Raw genomic sequence first — 17,643 nt, 5'->3', positions numbered from 1 at the left:
GTAGCGGACCGCCGTCACCGTCGGTCGACGTGGTCCTGCGGGGTGGCCTCGGCGCGGGCGGCGTCGAGGCGTTCGAACGGGCCCGGGCCGTCGTGCGGTTTCGGCGGGGCGCCGAGGTGGCGGACGCGCAGCTCGTCCATGAGTTCCTCGATGAAGGCCGGGCCCTCGTCCCGCATGGCTTGCTGCCGGTTGCGGAGGTCGTCGCTGCCCGGACGCCAGTCGAGGCCCCAGTTGCCGAGGGCGTAGATGATCGGAAGGGTCTGGATGCCGGCTTCGGTGAGGCTGTAGCGGGCGCGCTGACCCCGCACGGCGGTGCCGCGGGTGAGGAGCCCCGCCTCGACGAGCCGCACCAGGCGGTCGGCGAGGATGTTCGAGGCGATGCCCTCGACCGACCCGGTGAGCAGCGCCCGGAAGTGACGGCGGTCGCCGAACATGACGTCGCGCAGCACGAGCAACGTCCAGCGATCTCCGAGCACCTCGACGGCGGCGTTGATCGGGCATCCGGACCGTGGTTCCACGGTTCCTCTCCTCATTGACAGGGTTTTCGCTCCCTCTATAGTAGTTGCAAATTGCAAGCACTTTTGCTGGGGAGAAACTCATGGCTCGCTTCGTCTACTCGATGCAGGTGTCCCTCGACCTGCGGATCGAGCAGGTTCCGAGGGACGCCGGCGCCGGCGAACGGCTGCGTGTCGAAGAGGAGCCGCATCACTACGCCGTCCGGGACGCGAAGGAGGCGAGCTCGTGCTGAGGCAGGTCGCGGAGGGCGTGTGGGTCCACGAGAGCGACTTCGTGCAGAGCAACGCCGTCGCGGTGCGGGGCCGGGCCGGTGTGCTGCTCATCGACCCCGGGGTGACCGGCGCCGAGATGGGCTGCCTCGCGGACGACCTCGGCGAACTGGGCGGGCCCGTCGTGGCGGGGTTCTCCACGCATCCGGACTGGGATCACCTGCTCTGGCACCCCCGGCTCGGCGAGGCGCCCCGATACGGCACGGCGCGCTGCGCGGCCGCCGTCCGCGAGCAGCTGCCGGACGAGGACGCGAAGGCCCGCGTCGCCGACCACCTGCTGGAGACCGAGATCGCCGGCCAGGTGCCGCTGGACCTGCTCGGCCTCATCACCGGCCTGCCCGCCGGAACCACACAGATCCCTTGGGACGGTCCCGAGATCCGGATCGTCGAGCACCAAGCACACGCCCCGGGCCACGCGGCGCTGCTGATCGGGGAACGCGGGGTCCTCGTCGCCGGCGACATGTTGTCCGACGTCCTGGTTCCGATGCTCGACCTGGACGGCACCGCCGACCCGATCGAGGACTACCTCACCGCGCTACGGCTGCTGGAGGAGGTGGCGGGCGGCGTGGACGTCGTCGTCCCCGGCCATGGCTCCGTCGGCGGATGCGAGCAGGTGAAGGCGCGGATCGAACAGGACCGGGCGTACGTGCTGGCGTTGCGGAACGGCCACGTCTCCGCCGATCCGCGGATCGGCCCGTCGGCCAGGCCTGGCTGGGAGTGGGTGAGCAGCGTGCACGAAGGGCAGCTCCAGCGCCTCGCCCGCAGAGGCTAGCGCGACGGGACGTCCCGTGCCGCCGTCACCGGGCCGGCGGACGTCTCCTCGTCCTGGGCGATGCGGCCGCGCAGCATGACCTCCATGACCTTCATGAAACGCTGCGTCCTGGCCCGGCCGATGACGAACGGGTTGACCGCGCCCGTCGTACCGGCGCGCAGTTGCTCGATGCGGGTCAGTCCGTCGTCGACGCCGCCGTGGTTCGTCAGCTCGACCTCCACCCCCGCCCGCCGCATCGTGGCGGCGAAGGCGCGCACGGAGGCCAGGGCGATGCGCTTGTCCGCGGTCGCGGCGGGCGGGTTGGTGCCGCCCCAGAACATCGCGGTGTGCCGCCGTCCCTTCCAGTGCACGGGGAAGATCGACGAGACGGTGCCGGGCGTGTGCCCGGGGGTGTGGTGGAAGGCGATGGTGGTGCCGCCGACGGTGAGCTGCTGTCCGTCGGCGATCTCCAGGTCGCGTACGGGCGCGTTCGCGGGACGTTCGGCGGCGATGAGGTCCCAGTCCCTCCGGCTCATCATGACGCGGGCGCCGTAGTGGTCGGCGAGGAACCGGGCGCCGCCGAAGTGATCGGCGTGGCCGTGGGCGACCACCACGTACTTGATCCGGGCGGGGTCCGCGCCCACGGCGCGCAGCCCCGGGACGATGATCTTCTCGGCATCGTCCGGGGAGCCCATCGCGTCGACGAGGACGATGCCGCCGGCGGTGAACAGCGCTGTGGCCTGCACGAAGGTGGTGCCCAGCACCGCCACGTCGTCGAAGACGCGCAACGGGCGGAGGGGCTTCGGCTTCGGCATCGCAAGGCCGGGCGCGAGCGCTTTGACCAGGGCCCGCAGCACCGGGTCGTCGCCGGCCAGGGCGGCGGCGCGGTCGTAGTACTGCCGAGCACGCCTGGGGGCGGCGGCGGCTTCGACCGGGCGGCCGGCCAGCGGCAGGAGAGCCGCGGCGGCCAGCAACGCACGGCGGGACGAGACGGGCTGCCCGAGGGCCATGGTCGAACACCTGCTCTTTCACGGGCCCAGACCTTGATCTGATCGGCCCGGAGGGACATCGATGCCCGCCCAGCAGATCAGAACAGATCTTGCGGCGTCCAATATTGGCAGGGTAGGCCAGGCGATTGCAGAGTGGATATCACCGCTGTTCCAGCAGGCCGTCGCCAACCGTGGGCCGCATGCCGCGGAACGCGCGCCCTAGGCGGACGTCGTGAGGCGCTGCGCCTGTGCGCGGCCGACCGCGGCGGCCCGCTCCAGGTAGTCGGCGATCAGGGCGAGCGCGTCGTCGTCGTAATGGTCGAGCATCTCGACGAACGCCCTGCCTGGGACGTCCCAGGCCGCGCCGATCCGGGCGCGGGCCTCCGGGGTCAGGGCGACCAGGGCGCGCCTGCGGTCGGCCGGGTCGGCGTGCCGTACGACCAGACCGGCCTTGTCGAGGCGGTCGACCAGGCGGGTGGCCGATCCGGGGGTGAGGCCGGCCAGGCGGGCGATCTCGCCGGTGCTGACCGGCCGCTCCTCCAGGTCGAGCAGGGCGACGCACTGCAGGTCGGTGGGGTGCAGGCCGAGCTGGTCGGCCATGGCCTGGTTGAACAGCGTGTAGGCCGCGTAGTGGCGCTGGCTCTCGTCGCTGATGCGCTTGAGCATCTCGGCTCGATTTGACACGTGCGGCTCCATACTGTTCATAATCTTCGTCACACACTATTTGCGTGACACAACTTCTGTGTCGCGCTCTCATTCTATCGACAGGCGTCGCGCTCGCGTCGCGAAGCGTCTGCGAAGGGATCTGCACCCACATGACCGTTCTTGTCACGGGCGCTCGCGGCGCCGTCGCGACCGCCCTCATCGGCCTCCTGCGCGAGCAGGGCCTTTCTGTACGTCCGGCCTCCAAGGCCCCCGCCGACCCGTCCGTCGTCAGGTGCGACCTGGGCGATCCGGCCACCTTCGGCGCTGCGCTTGCCGGCGTGACCTCGGTGTTCCTGTACGCCGAGCCGTCGCACGCGCAGGAGTTCGCCGCGGCGGCCGAGGCGGCCGGGGTCGAGCACGTCGTGCTGCTGTCGTCCGCCGCCGTGCTCATGCCCGATCCCGACAGCAGCCCCCTGGCCGCCACGCATCTCGTCTCGGAACGCGCCCTGGCGGCCTCGCCCGTGCCGAGCACCGTTCTGCGGCCCGGCACCTTCTGCGGCAACGCGATGGCGTGGTCGTGGGCCGTCAAGTCCGGGACGCCGATCAATTTGCCCTACCCGCACGCGCACGTCGACGCCATCCACGAAGCGGACATCGCGGCGGTGGCGGCCGCCGTTCTGGCCGACCCCGGCCTCGGCGGCAGGACGTACACACTGACCGGCCCCCAGTCGCTCACGTTCACCGAGCAGATCGAGATCCTCTCCCGCGTCACCGGGCGGGACATCGCGATCACGCCCGTGACCAGGCAGGAGTGGAAGGCCGACATGGCCCAGTACATGAACGCGACCTTCGCGGACGCCCTGCTGGACTACTGGCAGAGCTGCGACGGCCGTCCGATCGAGCTCACCGCGGTCGTGGAGGAACTGACCGGCAGGCCCGCGCGGACGTTCGCCTCCTGGGCCGAGGAGAACCGGGCGGCGTTCCTCGGCTAGCCCGCCGTGATCGCCGCAGCGCGGCCGCTTGCGACTCCGGGCGCAGACTGGTCGCGGGGGTCATACCGGGGTCGCATGCGGCTCTCGGCCTCGGGCCCGATGTCCGGCCGAGGTCCTTGCGCGACTGTGATCACATGAATGTGACCGTGTTCGGCCTGTCCCTGCTGGAGCTCCTGGCCCTGGCTTCCGCCGTCGTGCTGGTGCTGGCCCGCTGGTTGCCGCCCGGAGCGCGCCGGCCGTCGGCCCTGGCCGGTGCGGCGGCCCTCGTGGTGTCCGCGGGCGTGCTGGCCGTGCTCGGGATCCGCTGGCAACTCCTCCCCGTCCTCGCAGGCGGGGGCCTCGCGCTGGCGTTCGCTGCGCCCTCGCTGCTGGGGTGGCGCGCCGGGCGGCGGGCTCGATGGTGGGTGGCGCTGCCGGGGTCGGCGGCATGCCTGGCCCTGATCGTCGTGGGCGCGACGGCGGCGTGGGCGCTGCCCCTGCCCGTGTTCCCGGAGCCGTCGGGCGCCCACGCCGTCGGCACCACCGTCGTCCAGTGGGCCGACCCTGATCGCGCGGAAGCCGCCACGTCCCGGACCGATGACAAGCGGGTGGTCGTCGTCCAGCTCTGGTATCCCGCGCAGGACGTCCCCCCGGACGCCGAGCGCGCGCGGTACCTCGGCCGCACGGCGCGAGACGCCCAGGTCGTCGCCCGCGGCCAGGCCGACTACCTGGGCCTTCCAGCGTTCGTCCTGGACGAGCCGCCACGCGCCCGCACACGTGCGGTGCCCGATGCGCCGGCGGCCGGCGGCGACCGGTTCCCCGTGGTGCTGTTCTCGCCCGGGCTCGGCGGCGTGCGCACCCAGAACACCGCGTGGGCCGAGGAACTGGCCAGCCGCGGATACGTCGTGGCGGCCCTCGACCACCCGTACGACTCGGCCGTCGTCACCCTCGCCGACGGCCGGACGGTCCGCACCCAGGTCGCGGCCACCGGCGACCAGGCGGAGGACAACAGGCGCGCGGCCGGATGGACGGCGGTCAGGGCCGCGGACCTCAGCTTCGTGCTCACCCAGCTCGGCCGCCTGGACCGTGGCGGGATCCCCGGCCTCCTGAGCGGGCGGCTCGACACCCGCCGCGCCGCGGCGACCGGTCACTCCCTCGGGGGCGCCGCCGCCCTGCAGGCCGCCCGCCAGGACCCCCGCTTCGCAGCCGTCATCGACCTGGACGGCTTCCCCCGCGACCCCGCCGCGCGACCGTTCCACCAGCCCGTGCTCGCGCTCACCCACGACCTCGAACCGGGCGAGACGCCGGACTACATCCCGCGCCTCACGCAGGTGCTCCAGCTCAGCACGGCGACCGGCTACCGGCTCACCGTCCCCGGCACGGCGCACCTCACCTTCACCGACGCCCCGCTCTTCATGCCGCCCCTGCCCGCGCTCGTCGGCTCTCTCGGCCGGACGGCCGGGCCGCGCATCACCGCGGCGGCCACCGTCGCTTTTCTGGACGCCACACTCCGCGGCAGCTCCGGCGACCTGGCCGCGGCCCTGTCCAGGTACGGCCACCTGACCGTCCTGTGACGGCCCGCGGAACAGATGCGGGCGCTACCAGCAGAGCGGGTGGCAGACCCACTTGCCCTGCCAGAGCACGCAATGCTCGCACTTCCCACGTTCGACGACCTTGTCCGCAATCGAGGTCCCTTCGAACCCCAAAGGCGCCAGCAGACCGGAGAGCTCACGCTCGTCGCCCGCCTCGACGGCGGCGCTGAACCTGCTCTCGAAGTCCTTGTCGAACTTGAGCAGGACGGCCAGCTCATGGAGCTTCCTGGCGTAATTCAGCAGGTCATCGGCCGTGGGCCGGGCATCCGTGGTCATGCCGCGACTCTCCCCTGCAGGACGCACCCGAAAGCCTGCCCTCGCCGACAATTGACCCAAGATCGACGAACGTATGAAGGATGGCGTCTTCTCCGGAAACTCCGGCTTGGTGCCGGCCGGACGCACGGGTCGTCACGTTCGGCGGCGCGACAGGAACGGCAGCAGCCGGCTGATCTCGTCGTCGATCGCCTGCCGTTCGTCCCGGGAGAAGCTTGTGAACGGGGCCAGTCGTACTTCGCCTGCGGTGAAGGACCAGGTGCCGCGGACGTGGCCGTCCACGAGCACGGTGGGCAGGACCCTGGCCTGTCCGGGGAAGACGTGCCTGCGGTCGGCGTCGGCGATGATGCGGCTGCGGTCGGCATGGCCCAGGAGGGCGTTGTCGTAGGCGGGCAGCAGCCGCACCGGCGCGGGGGTGTCTGGGGCAGGGAGCGGGACGTCGGCCAGGTCGAGCAGGCGCCGGCCGTCGGGGCCGGTGTAGTGGCGCAGATCCGCGCCCATGTCCGAGACGATCTCGTCCAGCCGGGTCAGCCCGCACCACGTCTGGACGTCCGCCACGGTGGCGGGCCCGAAGGCGGCCAGGTAGCGGCGCACCAGGTCGCGGAGCGCGGCGGGCTGCGGGGCGTCGACCGGTGCGTCGCTGACGGTGATCGACGAGCGGGTCCCCCACCCGCCCCAGGACGCGGTGGCCGCGTCGTGGACGAGCGGCGTGCGCAGCTCGATCTCACCCGCCAGGGCTCGGCCGTCGCGGCCCGGATGGAGGGTCGCGAGGTGCTTGGCGAGCTCCCTTCTGGGCAGCGGCCCGGCCCGCAGCAGGGCGCGTCCCTCGGCCACCAGCGTTCCGGGGTCGAGTCCGGCGTTGCTGCGCCGGAAGTGCGCCGAGTCGGCGGTGCGGTTCAGGACGGGCTGCAACACCGGCCGCAGCCGGCGGAAGTCGTCGGCTGCGGCGAGGTGCATCGTGCTGCGCAGGAAGCCGGACCGCACGACCCGTCCCTGGGCGAGCAGGGCGGTGAGGTCGGCGTGGGTGAAGTCGCGGATGCGGGCCCACAGGCCGACGTAGGGCCAGTTCGGTTCCTGCGCCTGCATGGCGACCAGCCGGCCGATCACCTCCAGGGCGGTCAGGTCGGCCCGCTCCAGCAGGAACTGCCGCTGGAGCAGGGCCCGGTTGAGCGTCCGGCGGGACAGGACGGTCATGCCAGCCGCACCGAGACGTTGCCGCGGTACTCGCCGCGCAGCAGGGCCAGGAACGCGCCGGGCACGCCGTCGATGCCGGTCTCGACGACGGTCTGCGGGTGGACGAAGCGGCCCTGGTCGAGCGCCGCGCGGAAGTGGCGGTGCCAGGCGGCGACCTGGTCGGGGGTGTGGTGGCAGGAGAACGGCAGCAGCTCGACGCTTCTGGCCAGGGCGGCGTCGCGGTCGGGGGCGGGGAAACGGTCGGCGGCGGCGCCGAGCTGGGTGGACAACGAGCCGCACAGGGCGAACCTGGCACCCGGCGCGGCGACTTCGAGCGCGGCGTCGTACAACGCGCCGCCGACGGTGTCGAAGAAGACGGTGATGCCTTCCGGGGCCAGTCTCCTGAGCGCGGCGAGCGGGTCGTGGTGGTAGTCGAAAGCGGCGTCGAAGCCGAGTTCGTCCACGAGGTAGTCGGCCTTGGCCTGGCTGCCCGCGCTGCCGATCACCTTCCTGGCGCCCAGGTTGCGGGCGATCTGCCCTGCCAGCGAGCCGACCCCGCCGGCCGCGCCGGAGACGAAGACGACGTCGCCCTCGCCGACCTCGGCCACGTCCGCGACGCCGTGGTAGGCGGTCGGGCCCTGGGCCAGGTGGTAGCTCGGGTCGGGGTAGGCGTCCGGGTCGAGCTTGACGTAGGAGGCCGCCGGTCCCGCCGAGTGCGTGCTCCAGCCGCTCATCGACTGGACCAGGTCGCCCTCCCGCAGGTCAGGGCTCGCCGAGCTCAGCACGGTGCCGATCGCCATGACGCCCACCCGCCGGCCGGGCTGCCAGGCCGGGATCGGCAGATGGCAGTCGGCGCGCATGAGTTCGAGATAGGTGGCGGCCAGCCCGAGGTGGTCGGTACGGACCACGACCTCGCCCTCGATCTCGGCCGGAACGACGGTGAAGTGCTCGGGGCCAGGGACGGCGGCGATCTGGGCGGTCAACTGAACCTCGTGAGTGATCATATGACCACCCTAGGGAGGCTTCCGGCCAGTTTCTGACCGGAAGTGTCCCGATAATGGCGATATGGCCAACACCAGTTCCCGCACGCTCACCCTGCTGTCCTTGCTGCAGACGCACCGCCACTGGCCCGGCGCGGATCTGGCCGAACGGCTCGGCGTGTCGGAACGCACCCTTCGCCGGGATGTCGATCGCCTGCGCGAGCTGGGCTATCCCGTGCACGCCTCCCGAGGCACCGACGGCGGCTACCAGCTGGCGCCCGGAGCCGTGCTGCCGCCGTTGCTGCTCGACGACGAAGAAGGGGTCGCGCTGGCGGTCGGCATGGGAGACGCGGCGCAGAGCGGCATCGCGGGGCTGGAGGAGGCGGCGGTGCGCGCGCTGACCAAGGTGGTGCAGGTCCTGCCGCCTCGTCTGCGGGCCCGGGTGAACGCGCTTCGCGCGATGACCGTCTCGGCGGCCTCGGCCGGGCCGGTGATCCCGGCCGAGGTGCTGACGATGATCGCCCAGTCGTGCCGGGACCAGGAACGGCTGCGCTTCGACTACGTCACACGCGCCGGCGCGCGAACCGAACGCGAAGTGGAGCCCCACCGCCTCGTCGCGCTCGCGGGCCGCTGGTATCTGGTGGCCTACGACCTGACCAGGCACGACTGGCGCAGCTTCCGCCTCGACCGGCTGGCCCGGCCACGCAACACCGGCGCCTCCTTCCTGCCACGGCCGCTGCCCGGCGGGGACGCCGCCGCGTTCGTCCGCGCCGCGGCCCAGGTTCCCACCGCCAAGACAGTCGTCGCGCTGGTGCACGCACCGGCGGAACAGGTGCGCCGGACGGCCGGCCGATGGGGTGAGATCGAACCGGTCGCCCCCGGTCGATGCCGGCTCACGATGGTCTCCACCAGCCTGGACTGGCCCACGCAGGCGCTGGGCAACATCGGCGCCGAATTCGAGGTGCTTGAATCGCCGGAGTTCGTCGATCACCTCAGAAACTGGGGCACCCGGTTCCTCGACGCCGCCGACAGATCGGCCCCTCGGACGCGGTGACAGCTGCGGCAGGCCATCTTTGAGGCCCGTCTTCCCGCCGTGGGGGAAGACGGGCCGGATGCGTGTCTAGCGGTTGTTGTTACCGCACCAGTCGACCCAGATGTGGCCGCTGCCGTTGTCGTGCACGCGCCTGCCCAGCGGCTCGCGCTGCCACGCGTCGGCGCCGTCGTTGACCCAGGAGAACACGTAGTTGATGTCCGTGCGGCGCAGGTCCCAGTAGTCGCCGTTGCCGATGCACGCGTAGGCGCTGCCGGACCAGGGCGCGTAGTCGTAGATGTTCACGTCGTCGTACGGGCCGGGGTAGCCGTTGTTCCACACCACGTCCACCTTGTTGTTCCAGCCGGACGGCCAGCCGTTGTAGGCGTCGCCCGTGTACAGCAGCGCCTTGTTCATGTCGTCCGACCAGACGTAGAAGTTGCCGTCGGCGTTGAGCGCCCGCACCGGCAGCCCCGACTGGATCTTCGGCTTGCCCTCGGGCCGTTGCGGCTTCACCGCCTCGACCGCCGGCCTCGCCGCCTCGGACGTGGGCGCGGGGGCCGGCTCGGCGTAGGCCGCCGTCGAGGCGGTCAGCACCGCGGCCACGGTCATGACGCCGAGCAACGCGTTCCTCAGAACCTTCACGATGGGGTTTCCTCTCCCTGTTCAGCGATGAGCGATTTCCTGATCAGCGCACGCGCCCTCGGCAGCGCCGCCTCGCGCAGGCTGCGCGCGTTCCGGTACTCGGCCGGATAGCGCGCCTCCAGCGCGGCGGCGTTGGCCTGGTCGAGGTCGCGTGCCGTCCTCGACAAGCCGGAGGAGGTCGCGCAGCGTGCTTCCGCCGTCGCGGCCCGCCGGTCACGGTCCTCCGCGCCGCCCTCCTGGTCGGCCAGACGTTCCCTGCGCAGAGCCAGCGGCGTGTCGGCGGTGAACCCGGCCGCCTTCATGCACGCGGACCAGCGCTGACGCGCGGCCCCGTAGGCGGGGTCGGCCTGGGTCCGGCCGATCCGCATCTGGACGAGCGTCTGGGTGACCCTGCTGGCGCGGAACCAGCGCGCCTTGTCCCCGTAGAGCTCCTGCCACGCCTGCGCCACGCAGCCGCCGGCACTGTGACCCACCGTGCCGCCGACGGGCAGCGCCGCCTCCAGGACGGCGGACCGGTCGCCGTGGTAGGCGGTCAGCCAGGCGCGCCTTTTCCCCTCCGGCAGGCCGCGGAAGTAGTTCTGCGCAGGGACGGCCGCCTTTTCCAGCTCCTTTCTCGCCGCCCTGCCGTACCCGTTGTTCCGCGCCCATTCCTCGTCGTCCACGACAAAGGGAAAACGGTCCATGTCCGGAGTCCTGCTTTTCGGCTCCGGCCAGTACCGCAGGCCCCGCCCGCTCATGCAGGCGCCGATGAGAACCTGCTCGGCCTGCTGGAGAACGTCCGGTTCCACCGGCGCAACCGGCGCAACCGCGCATCCGCCAAGCACGGCCAGCCCGATGAGGGCATGCCGCAACTGTCGTCCTGACACGTGAATTCCCCCGAAGTGGACTCGCCTGAGGTCGGGTCGGGCCGCCTTTCCACGGAAAGGCGGCCCGCTCACTGTCGCAGGAAGAAATCAGCTGCCGGGAGGCTTGTAAGTCCTGGCTTAATCCCGCCGCTCAGCGACGTGCGTGGCCGATCGGCGGCGTTCCGTTACCGATACGGCGACGTGTTCGGGGGGCGAATGCACAGAATTCACTTCACCGGCGACGACCTGGCGCGGATCAGGGTGGCGCCGACGCTGGGCCCGATGGCCGAGACCCTGTTCAGCCTGACCATGCTGCGCGGACGGTCGGGAGAGGCGACGTTCGGCGCGCCGCGTCCATCGCCAACGCCACAGTGGTTCCTTGATGGCGAACCATCGCCACGTACTTGTAAGCGCGGTCGCCGTAGACCTTGACCATCGCATGCGCCCCGCTCGGGGATTCGAGCGTCCTGGCGTCACAGCGACGGTCTGCTCAACCGAAGGGGATCCTGCCAGGTCAACGCCATGGCGCAGGCCCAGCCTCTGATTCGGTCCCAGCGTCGTCCCCGCGCTGTCGGGGGTCGCAGTAGCTGTCGGAGGTCCAGGCCGTCACCTGGCTCACCTCGGATCAGGGAGGTCCTTGTACCGTCAAGGATAGTTACTCTAAGTAATTTTATAGTTGCATAGTGTGATGGAATCGGTCATTTTCGAAGGGACTTCTCGTGCGACCCATCCCCGCCGTCTCAGCCGCCGTCGCCCTGGCGCTCGTCTGCGCCACCCCCGCGGCCGCCGCCCCCGGCATCGTGCGCCTGTTCTCTCCCGACGGTCAGAGCAGGATCATCACGAACCCCCAGCCCAACCAATGTCACCCCGGCTTCGGCCCCGGCAGCAGCCTGTTGAACCGCACCTCGGGCATCGTCCTGGTCTTCCCGGACTCGAACTGCCGGATCCAGGTCTTCGACCCCGTGGAGCCCGGGACCACCAAACAGGGCAACATCGGAAGCTTCCGCGCCCTGGACTGATCCAGTACAGGCCGGGCTCGACCGGTCAGGGCAGGCCGAGGAACGTCGGCGCGGACACCCCGGATCGGGGGTACGCCCACTGCGGTTCCCTCCCCTCAGGAGGTGCAGACGCAACTGGACGAGACTCACAGGGGCCGCGGGAGTGGCGCCGGCCGGAATCCGGCCGGCGGTGGGCAGATCGTGTTCGGTCGCCGCTCACGGAGGGTCGGAGCGCGAAGCCGTTCGGTCGTCGCCGTTGTTGTGGGTGCGTTGAGTGATGGTGCGTTCGAGGCCGTCGAGGAGGGCGAGGAGGCCGAATTCCCGGGTGGTGGTGGTTGACGGGGTGGCCACGGTGGTGGCCAGCAGCGGGAAGTGGCCGGCGTTGAGGAGCAGCAGGTCTCGCATGATGGCGGCGGCGTTGCCGTCCGTCCAGGTCTGAGAGCCTTGGGCGGCCGACGGGTGGGTGGCGCGGAGGTGGTGGGACACCATCATGACCGCGTCAAGCCGTTCGCGTTCGGTCAGGGGGGTGTCGGTGAGGGCGCTGAGGGCTCTTTCGGACCATGCGGTCTCACGTGGGCCCATGACGCGGTCGCCCACGGTGATCGAGGGCAGCCAGGGGTGGCGCCGCCAGACGGCGGACAGTGCGCGGGCGTACTCCTCCAGCTTGGCCCGCCAGCCGGCCGCCCCGCTCAGGTCGGGGGGTGTGCCGACCGCCGCCTCGATCATGATGGCCATCAGCTCTGTCTTGCCGTTGACGTAGCGGTACAGGGCCATCTTGGTGAGGCCGAGCTCGGCGGCGACGCGCTGCATGGAGACCGCCTCCAGGCCCTCGGCGTCGGCGACCTTGACGGCGGTGTCGGCCAGCCGGGCGAGGTCGAAGGCGGGCCTGGGGCCTCTGGTGTGCGGCTTCCGCAGGCCCCACAACAGCTCGGCCAGCGCCCTCGGATCTTCGTTGGCCGACATGTCGCCTCCCACTTGCCAGCGGTCAAAACTGTCTCTAGCGTACACAGTGTCCTGAGGACACAGTTAGCGCCGTGGCAGACAGGGAGTGGGCCATGTCCAAATCAGTGCTCGACATGTCGATGTCCCTCGACGGGTACATCGCCGATCCCAACGACTACCTCGGCGGCGACGACGGTGAGCGGCTGCACAAGTGGGCTGACTCGGACCAGCATCCCGGGCCGGTCAAGCAGTTCCAGGACGAATGGAACGGAGCTGGTGCGATCCTCGCGGGACGGCGGACCGCTGAGCTCATGGACCACTGGGGCGGCTCTCACAACGGTCTCCCGATCTTCGTCCCCAGCCATCGGCCGCCCGGTCCGGCCGCCCGATGGGGCTATCCGCTGGTGACCTACGTGAACGACGGGATCGAGAGTGCGATGGCGCAGGCGAAGGCCGCCGCCGGGGAACGGGACGTCCAGATTCGCGGCGGCGCGTACACGGTGCAGCAGGCCCTCCAGGCCGGTGTGCTGGATGAAGTGCAGATCCACCACATTCCCGTACTCCTGGGCGCAGGACGCCGGTTGTTCGACGTCCTGCCGTCGGAGATCGAGTTGGAGATCCTTCAGGTGATCGACACCCCGGAGGCCACCCACATCCGCTACCGCGTCCGCCGCTGAGCCGCTCGGCCACGGACCACCCCGACCTTCAACGGCTGGCGCCTGTCGTGGTCCTTCGGGCTCCGTGGTCAGTGCACCTGGCCGGCGAGGTCGGCCAGGTCCTCCTCGGTCAGCTTCAGGGACGCGGCGGCGACGTTCTCCTCCAGGTGGGCGAGGGAGCCGGTGCCGGGGATGAGCAGGATGTTCGGCGATCGGGCCAGCAGCCAGGCCAACGCCACCTGCGGCACGGTCGCGCCGTGGCGGGCGGCGACGGCGTCCAGGCGCTGGGCCGTGAGCGGCTGGAACCCACCGACCGGGAAGAACGGCACATACGCGATGCCCGCCTCGGCGCAGGCGTCCACCAGCGGGTCGTCCTCGCGCCTGGCCAGGTTGTAGAGGTTCTGGACGCAGACGATCGGCGCGGTCTTCCGGGCTTCGGCGAACTCGGCGGGGGTCACGTTCGAGACGCCGAGATGGCGGATCAGCCCCTCCTCACGCAGCGCGAGCAACGTCTCCAGCGGACCGGCGACCGGCGTCCCGGCGCGGTCGAGGTCGCCCATGCGCAGGTTGACGACGTCGAGGCGGTCCACGCCGAGCGAGCGCAGGTTCGCCTCGACGCCGCGGCGCAGGCCGTCGGGGGTGAGGCCGGTCTTGCCCGCGGCGGGCAGGGCGAGGTCGGAGCCCTCGACCAGCGCGCCCACCTTCGTCACGATCACCAGGTCGCCCGGGTAGGGATGCAGCGCCTCCCGGATCAGCTCGTTGGCCGCCACGCCGTCGCGGGCGTAGTAGTGCGAGGTGTCGATGTGGTTCACGCCCAGCTCGACGGCCCGGCGCAGGACGGCGAGCGCGGTGTCCCTGCCGGGACGGTCGCCTTTCGGCCAGCCGGTCAGCTTCATCGCGCCGTACCCGACCCTGGCGACGCTCAGGTCGCCGCCCAACGCCCATCGTCCACTCGTCATGATCACCCACTCTAGCGGTGAGCCAGCGTCCGGAGCCGCTCCCAGGCCGGTCAGCGGTCCTGCGGCCCGCAGGTCGGCTGGTAGGGGAAGTCCGGGAAGTACCTCGCCCATTCCTCCCGGCCGAGCCCGTGGCCGACCCGCCGGCAGACGGTGCTCGCGGCCCCGGCGGTGCTGAGGTCGTAGCGCTGGAAGGGCAGGTGTTTGCCCGCCACCGACAGCGCGTCGCCGCTGAGGGACAGCGCGAGGACCGCGCCGCCCGGCGTGGCGAGGGGCGGGCCGACAGGCTGGCGGCCGGCGGTGTCCCACAGTTGGACGACGCCTCCCTCCGTGCCGACGGCGAGCAGGCCGGCGTCCGGTGAGAAGGCGAGCGCGGTCACGGCTCCCGAGGCGGTTGGGGGCAGCGTGCCCAGGTTGCGGCGCAGGTCGCCGTCCCAGAGGGCGGTTCGTCCTCTGGTGTCGCCGGTGGCGAGGAACCGGCCGTCGGGGCTGAAGGCCAGCGCCTCCGCGGGGCCGGGGCCGGAGCCGCCGCCGGCCCGCCGCAGCGGCGGGAGCGAGGCGACGTCGCCCCGGTCGGTCAGCAGGCGTTCTCCCCGCGGCGCGACGGCGATCCGGCTGCCGGCGACGCCGGAGGGCGAGGTGACGGCACCGGTGCGCGTGTTCCAGCTCGTGAGCGCCTCCTGCCCGACCGAGGCGCCGCTGATGAGCAGCAGCTCGCCGTTCTGGGCGAAGGCGAGCGGCCCGCCGTGACGGAAGGGCGGCGACTGGCCGGTGATCCGCCGGCCGGCCAGGTCCCACAACGTCGCGGTGAAGGAGGCGGCGTAGGCGTCGCCGTAGGCGAGGGTCCGGCCGTCGGGGCTGAAGGCGGCCTGCATCCAGCAGGGCGTCGGGCAGGCGGGCCGGGGCGGACCGGGCAGCTCTTCTCCGGTCCGCGCGTCGCGCAGCTCGACACGGTCGCGGTAGGTGACGAGCAGGCTCCCGCCGTCCGGGCTGAAGGCGGCGGAGGTCGCCCTCTCCTCGCGCCAGTCGCGGGTGAAGGCCGAGCCGACGCGCAGGGTCTGCACGGTCGGGCCGGTCAGGTAGCGGATCTCCCCGGCGTCGGGGCCGATCCAGAGGTCGTCGACCAGGTCGCCGTGGAGCGGGTGCCGCAGGAGCACTCCTTGGAGGTGGTTCGTGGCGCGTACCTGGAGCTCGTCCTCGCCGGCGGTCGCGACGAAGGCGCCGTCGGCGCTGAAGCCGATCTCGCGCACGCCCGGCGCGCTGAGTGCGGCGGCCTCCGTTCCCGAGGCCACGTCCCACACTCTGACCAGAGCGGGGGTGGCCATGAGCAGCGTCCGTCCGTCCGGGGAGAGGCGCAGGCGTCCCTCGCGGCACTGCTCGGCGGTCGGGGTGGGCGCCCAGGCGGGGGCGGCGAGGACGCCGGTCGCGGGGTCGGGCAGGCGCAGCGGTTCGCTGGGTCTGCACACGAGCGACGGCGGCGGCGCCGCCTCGGAGTGGGCCGGCGCGTCGGTGACCTGGGGCTGGTGGGTGCGCAGGTCCCAGCGGGTGACCCGGGTGGCGGTGGCGCTGATCAGCCAGCGGCCGTCGGCGCTCAGGCTCCGCCGGGTGTCCGGGGAGACGTCCTGGTCGGCGAAGACGTCCTGCTGCGGCTGGAGGCTCGCCGCGCGCAGGGCCGCGCGGGTCTCGGGAAGATCGGCCAGCTTCCAGGCGGCCAGGCTGAGCCGCATGGCCAGGGACGGTTCCGACAGGGCCAGGGTCTCGGCCGTCCCGGCGATGTCGCGGGCGTGCAGCTCCCGCTTCTGCTGGCCGTTCACCAGGCTCCGCTGCCAGATGAGGGACGTCGTGACCAGCAGGAACACCGCCAGGACGGCCAGGACGGCGGTGCGCCGCCTGCCCTTCCTGCGCTCGCCGTCGCTGGCGGCCAGGAAGGCGCGTTCGGCCGGGGTGAGCGTCCGGGCCGTGAGGTGTTCGCGGGCCAGCTCAAGGCGCAGCCCCCGGTAGAGGGCGCCGGGGTCGCGGCCGTGCTCCTCCCACGTGGCGGCCGCCTCGGTGAGCCGCCGGTGCACTCTCAGGCGTTCGCGGTCCTCCTCGGCCCAGGCGCGCAGCCGGGGCCAGGCGGTCAGCAGGGCCTCGTGGGCCAGGTTGACCGTGTCGCCGTCCTGGGTGACGAGGCGGGCGGCGGTCAGGCGTTCGAGCAGGAGGGGGCCCGGGTCGCCGGGGTCGCCGGTCAGCAGCTCCGAGCGCCTTACCGGGCGGCGGGTGGGCTGCGCGCCCGCCTCGCCGGGCATGACCAGCCGCAGCAGCAGGTGGCGCAGCCTGTCCTGCTGGGCCGGGGTCAGGCCGGCGTAAAGCTCCTCGGAGGTGCGGGCGACCGCGCCCGCGATGCCGCCCGCGGCTTCGTACGCCGCCAGCGTCAGCGCCTTGCCGTGGTGGCGTTTCCAGGTCTCCAGCAGGGCGTGCGACATCAGCGGCAGGCCGCCGGGCTGCCCGGTGACCTCCTCCAGGATCCGGGCCGTCAGCTCGCGCTGCACGATCAGGCCGGCGGTGGCCGCGGGCTTGACGATCGACTGGCGCAGCTCGGCCGGGCTCATCGGGCCCACCAGGACGGTGGCGTCCTCGACGGCCTCGATCAGCCGGGGATGGTCGGCGCACCGTCCGAAGAAGTCCGCGCGTACGGAGAGCACGACCCCGCACTCGGCGGCCACCAGCGCGTCGACGAACGCCCCGCGCTCGGCGGGGTCCTCGCACAGCGTGAACACCTCCTCGAACTGGTCGACCACGACCACCTCCCCCGCGGCGGCGGCGGGCAGGACCGGATGGGCCCCCGGCGTGACGACGCGCGCCGCGCGCGGCCGCAGCGCCGGCACCAGCCCGGCGCGCAGCAGCGAGGACTTGCCGCAGCCCGACGGGCCGACCACCATCACCATCCGGTGCGCCTTCACCATGCCGGCCAGCCGCTCCACCAGCGCGGACCGGCCGAAGAAGTAGGCCCGGTCGGCCTCCTCGAAGCCGGCCAGCCCCCGGTACGGCGCCCGCTCGCACGCGGCGGCCACGGATGCCCGCTCCCGGTCGGCGGCCAGGGTCTCCTCCCAGCGGACCCGCCATTCCCGCTCGTCGCCGCCACAGGCGCGGACGTAGGCCAACGTGACCGGCAGGGTCGGCAGCCTCTCCCCGGCGGCGGCCTGCGCCAGCGTGGAGGCGGCGAAGTGGGCCCGCGCGGCCATCACCCGGTAGGACGGTGACCCCGCCTGCTCCCGTAACTTGCGCAGCTCGACCGCGAAAGCGGCGACCGGGCCGTCCATCGGATCCACGGCCTGTTCACGACGTCCCATGCGCTCCCCCCATGTCCCCTGAGAACCACAAACCAGCGCAAATACGACTTCACCCCGATTCGATCAAGTTTGTCCATGCT

18 protein-coding genes are annotated in these 17,643 nt (G+C 72.1%); 7 read left to right on the top strand and 11 right to left on the bottom strand.

What is annotated here, in order from left to right:
- Nucleotides 1-14 precede the first annotated feature (14 nt).
- Nucleotides 15-518 carry a helix-turn-helix domain-containing protein gene (locus AB0J71_RS35985; protein ID WP_364418381.1) on the bottom strand — a complete coding sequence of 168 codons (504 nt, stop codon included), beginning with the start codon at nucleotides 516-518 and terminating at the stop codon, nucleotides 15-17.
- 80 nt (nucleotides 519-598) lie between these two features.
- Here AB0J71_RS35985 and AB0J71_RS35980 point away from each other — a divergent pair, with 80 nt between their 5' ends.
- Both AB0J71_RS35980 and AB0J71_RS35975 read left to right on the top strand, forming a co-directional pair.
- On the top strand, nucleotides 599-748 hold the full coding sequence (locus AB0J71_RS35980; RefSeq protein WP_364418379.1) for a hypothetical protein: 150 nt from the start codon (nucleotides 599-601) through the stop codon (nucleotides 746-748).
- Entirely contained in the window at nucleotides 742-1,557 is an 816-nt protein-coding gene (locus AB0J71_RS35975) for an MBL fold metallo-hydrolase (protein WP_364418377.1), read from the top strand. Before AB0J71_RS35980 ends, AB0J71_RS35975 begins: the two co-directional genes overlap by 7 nt.
- On the opposite strand, the gene AB0J71_RS35970 is transcribed toward AB0J71_RS35975, so the two are convergent.
- Together AB0J71_RS35970 and AB0J71_RS35965 are read right to left on the bottom strand one after the other, a co-directional pair.
- Nucleotides 1,554-2,546: an MBL fold metallo-hydrolase gene (locus tag AB0J71_RS35970; protein ID WP_352324623.1), complete on the bottom strand. Its 993-nt coding sequence runs from the start codon at nucleotides 2,544-2,546 to the stop codon at nucleotides 1,554-1,556. The genes AB0J71_RS35975 and AB0J71_RS35970 overlap by 4 nt on opposite strands.
- A gap of 198 nt (nucleotides 2,547-2,744) precedes the next feature.
- Nucleotides 2,745-3,209, bottom strand: coding sequence for a MarR family transcriptional regulator (locus AB0J71_RS35965; RefSeq protein ID WP_352324624.1), 465 nt, complete (start codon nucleotides 3,207-3,209; stop codon nucleotides 2,745-2,747).
- 131 nt (nucleotides 3,210-3,340) lie between these two features.
- Between AB0J71_RS35965 and AB0J71_RS35960 the strand changes: the two genes are divergently transcribed.
- On the top strand, nucleotides 3,341-4,162 hold the full coding sequence (locus AB0J71_RS35960; RefSeq protein WP_364418375.1) for an NAD(P)H-binding protein: 822 nt from the start codon (nucleotides 3,341-3,343) through the stop codon (nucleotides 4,160-4,162).
- Nucleotides 4,163-4,296: 134 nt separating this feature from the next.
- A complete protein-coding gene (locus AB0J71_RS35955; RefSeq protein WP_364418374.1) occupies nucleotides 4,297-5,715 on the top strand; it encodes a hypothetical protein in 1,419 nt (472 codons plus the stop codon).
- A 24-nt stretch (nucleotides 5,716-5,739) separates the two neighbouring features.
- Here AB0J71_RS35955 and AB0J71_RS35950 read toward each other — a convergent pair whose 3' ends face one another.
- The 3 genes from AB0J71_RS35950 to AB0J71_RS35940 all read right to left on the bottom strand — a co-directional run bounded on the left by AB0J71_RS35950 (nucleotide 5,740) and on the right by AB0J71_RS35940 (nucleotide 8,183).
- Entirely contained in the window at nucleotides 5,740-6,009 is a 270-nt protein-coding gene (locus AB0J71_RS35950) for a hypothetical protein (protein ID WP_364418372.1), read from the bottom strand.
- Between the two features lie 132 nt (nucleotides 6,010-6,141).
- A complete protein-coding gene (locus tag AB0J71_RS35945; protein WP_364418370.1) occupies nucleotides 6,142-7,200 on the bottom strand; it encodes a winged helix DNA-binding domain-containing protein in 1,059 nt (352 codons plus the stop codon).
- A complete protein-coding gene (locus AB0J71_RS35940) occupies nucleotides 7,197-8,183 on the bottom strand; it encodes an NADP-dependent oxidoreductase (RefSeq protein WP_364418368.1) in 987 nt (328 codons plus the stop codon). Before AB0J71_RS35940 ends, AB0J71_RS35945 begins: the two co-directional genes overlap by 4 nt.
- 61 nt (nucleotides 8,184-8,244) lie before the next feature.
- On the opposite strand from AB0J71_RS35940, the gene AB0J71_RS35935 reads away from it, so the two are divergent.
- The gene (locus AB0J71_RS35935; protein ID WP_352324630.1) at nucleotides 8,245-9,213 is read left to right on the top strand and encodes a YafY family protein; all 969 of its coding nucleotides are present in this window, start codon (nucleotides 8,245-8,247) and stop codon (nucleotides 9,211-9,213) included.
- A 66-nt stretch (nucleotides 9,214-9,279) separates the two neighbouring features.
- Here AB0J71_RS35935 and AB0J71_RS35930 read toward each other — a convergent pair whose 3' ends face one another.
- Nucleotides 9,280-9,834 (bottom strand): hypothetical protein, encoded by a 555-nt coding sequence (locus AB0J71_RS35930; protein ID WP_352324631.1) that lies wholly within the window; start codon nucleotides 9,832-9,834, stop codon nucleotides 9,280-9,282.
- Nucleotides 9,831-10,685 (bottom strand): hypothetical protein, encoded by an 855-nt coding sequence (locus AB0J71_RS35925; RefSeq protein ID WP_364418366.1) that lies wholly within the window; start codon nucleotides 10,683-10,685, stop codon nucleotides 9,831-9,833. The genes AB0J71_RS35930 and AB0J71_RS35925 overlap by 4 nt, the downstream gene beginning before the upstream one ends.
- A gap of 713 nt (nucleotides 10,686-11,398) precedes the next feature.
- On the opposite strand from AB0J71_RS35925, the gene AB0J71_RS35920 reads away from it, so the two are divergent.
- Nucleotides 11,399-11,698: a hypothetical protein gene (locus AB0J71_RS35920; protein ID WP_364418364.1), complete on the top strand. Its 300-nt coding sequence runs from the start codon at nucleotides 11,399-11,401 to the stop codon at nucleotides 11,696-11,698.
- Nucleotides 11,699-11,893: 195 nt separating this feature from the next.
- Here AB0J71_RS35920 and AB0J71_RS35915 read toward each other — a convergent pair whose 3' ends face one another.
- The gene (locus tag AB0J71_RS35915) at nucleotides 11,894-12,640 is read right to left on the bottom strand and encodes a TetR/AcrR family transcriptional regulator (protein ID WP_352328193.1); all 747 of its coding nucleotides are present in this window, start codon (nucleotides 12,638-12,640) and stop codon (nucleotides 11,894-11,896) included.
- A 92-nt stretch (nucleotides 12,641-12,732) separates the two neighbouring features.
- Between AB0J71_RS35915 and AB0J71_RS35910 the strand changes: the two genes are divergently transcribed.
- Nucleotides 12,733-13,296, top strand: a complete 564-nt coding sequence (locus AB0J71_RS35910; RefSeq protein ID WP_352328194.1) for a dihydrofolate reductase family protein — start codon at nucleotides 12,733-12,735, stop codon at nucleotides 13,294-13,296.
- Between the two features lie 68 nt (nucleotides 13,297-13,364).
- Here the strand turns inward: AB0J71_RS35910 and AB0J71_RS35905 are convergent, their stop codons facing one another.
- Together AB0J71_RS35905 and AB0J71_RS35900 are read right to left on the bottom strand one after the other, a co-directional pair.
- Nucleotides 13,365-14,234 carry an oxidoreductase gene (locus AB0J71_RS35905; RefSeq protein ID WP_364418362.1) on the bottom strand — a complete coding sequence of 290 codons (870 nt, stop codon included), beginning with the start codon at nucleotides 14,232-14,234 and terminating at the stop codon, nucleotides 13,365-13,367.
- 50 nt (nucleotides 14,235-14,284) lie between these two features.
- The gene (locus tag AB0J71_RS35900; protein WP_364418360.1) at nucleotides 14,285-17,563 is read right to left on the bottom strand and encodes a hypothetical protein; all 3,279 of its coding nucleotides are present in this window, start codon (nucleotides 17,561-17,563) and stop codon (nucleotides 14,285-14,287) included.
- Nucleotides 17,564-17,643: the final 80 nt, after the last annotated feature.

Origin of the sequence: Nonomuraea sp. NPDC049637, from assembly GCF_040675235.1 — a bacterium.
GTDB lineage: Bacteria > Actinomycetota > Actinomycetes > Streptosporangiales > Streptosporangiaceae > Nonomuraea.
Note: the sequence above shows the minus strand (reverse complement) of the source record. Positions and strands in the feature narration are given on the sequence as shown.